Raw genomic sequence first — 1,758 nt, 5'->3', positions numbered from 1 at the left:
ATCGCCTGCCCGGTAAAATTTCTCGAATATTTTTTTCTTTTCCTTTTGGGCGATGCCTTTTCCCTGGTCTTTTATCTGTAATTGCACCGCTGCACCGCTTTTTTGAAGCACAACGGTTACCGGCTTTTGTTTTTCTGAATACTTGATGGCGTTTTCAATTAAATTGTTTACGGCCAGCTGGAGCAACAAACGATCACCTTTTACATATACATCCTCTTCTATGGATTCTTCAATGCGCTGGTAAGGGAACAGGGCTTTAAAATAAGCGGTGCTTTCCTCTACCAGCTTACCCAGGCTTATCATTTCTTTATCCGGAAGGTAATTGCCCGAATCTATCTGGGAGGCGAGCAAAATATTATCGCACAGATCGTTGAGCCGGTTCGACTCCTGCAAGGCATTGTTTAAGAGCTTTTGCTGCTGTGTTTCTTCTAATTTTCTTTTGAGCAGCGTTTCAATGTTGAGCTTGGTTACGGCTATGGGCGTTTTCAATTCATGCGTGATGGCCATCATGAAATTTTGCTGTTGCGTGGTAAGCAATATCTGCCTTCGTGTGGCCTGGTACACAAAAACCGCTCCCACCAGTATCAGCAATAAAAAAGTAGAACCCTCGCCAATGTATTGTGCTATTTTCCTTCTTTCTTCATCCTCAATTTCATTTACCCTGGCACTGTAGTCGGGTGCATCTTTCTTTAACTGCAACAGTTTGTATTCCGACATTTGTGTACTTTGCCTTACAAGCGACAGAAACCAGAATATAAGGGCAGTAACAATATAGGTGAGCAGGAACCAGTATACAATGGTGATGACCGTAAGCTTTTTTCTTTTGTACAGGCTTGCCATTACCGGTTCACTTTTTCAACGCGGATTCCTGCATTCATAACATGCTTCAGCGGGTTTTCGCGCATGATCTGCTCAAGAGTGAAAGTACATTCGCCGGAGTTTTTAAACCGGTAGGGTTGCGGTGTGATCAGTCTCCTCACTTCATAAATATCATCCATACCTGTACCCAGCCATCCTTTGGTGTTATCGGCAAGCAGTATGTCAACCCTTTGTTGTTTTAATGTATCGCCCGGAAGCCGGTAATTAACGTTCAGCCAGATGTTGTTATAATTGTAGGCATGCGTATGGCGCAGGGTTACATATATATTGTACAATGCGGTAGTATCGTTGATGTTAAATACAATAGCGGGTTGAAAGGAACGGTTCCACTCTTGCCCGGGGATGCCCACGTTCTTTTCGAAAACATCAATGGTTTTGCATGCTGTACCACACAAAACCAAACCTGAAATTATTATAGCAGACAGAACTGCTGAACCAAACCTGTTTTTCAAGCACATCATTTTTTACTTACAAAACATTTAAAACCTGCTCTTTGGCCTTTTCCAGCTCATCTTTCATAAGCACCACGCATTTTTGAATGCTGGCATCGTATGCCTTGGCGCCTGTGGTATTTATTTCTCTTCCTATTTCCTGTAAAATAAAAGACAGCTTTTTCCCTTTGGCTTCGCCATTTTCATTTAGCAGCGATTGAAAATAGTTGCAATGATTCTGTAACCTCACCTGTTCTTCGCTGATGTCAATCTTTTCAATATAATATATCATTTCCTGCTCCAGCCGGTTGCTGTCAAAATTATCCTTTCCTACATTTTCTTCCAATAGCTTTTCCAGCCCTTCCCGTATCTTTTGCTGGCGTAAGGGCTCTAATTCAATCACTTTTTTTTGCTGCCCGCGTATATTGTTAATGCGTTGCATGAGGTC

The 1,758-nt window shown here is 42.2% G+C and carries 3 protein-coding genes; all 3 read right to left on the bottom strand.

Annotation, left to right across the window (positions count from 1 at the left end):
* The coding region (locus tag PLH26_RS10405) for a sensor histidine kinase (protein WP_324585951.1) at nt 1–840 on the bottom strand (840 nt) is incomplete at its 3' end.
* Entirely contained in the window at nt 840–1,331 is a 492-nt protein-coding gene (locus PLH26_RS10400; protein ID WP_324585950.1) for a gliding motility lipoprotein GldH, read from the bottom strand. The genes PLH26_RS10400 and PLH26_RS10405, both read right to left, overlap by 1 nt.
* Before the next feature lie 16 nt (nt 1,332–1,347).
* Nucleotides 1,348–1,758 (bottom strand): endoribonuclease YicC domain-containing protein (locus tag PLH26_RS10395; protein WP_324585949.1); only part of this gene is annotated, 411 nt, incomplete at its 5' end.

Source organism: Agriterribacter sp. (assembly GCF_035444585.1).
Taxonomy (GTDB): Bacteria; Bacteroidota; Bacteroidia; order Chitinophagales; family Chitinophagaceae; genus Agriterribacter.
Note: the sequence above shows the minus strand (reverse complement) of the source record. Positions and strands in the feature narration are given on the sequence as shown.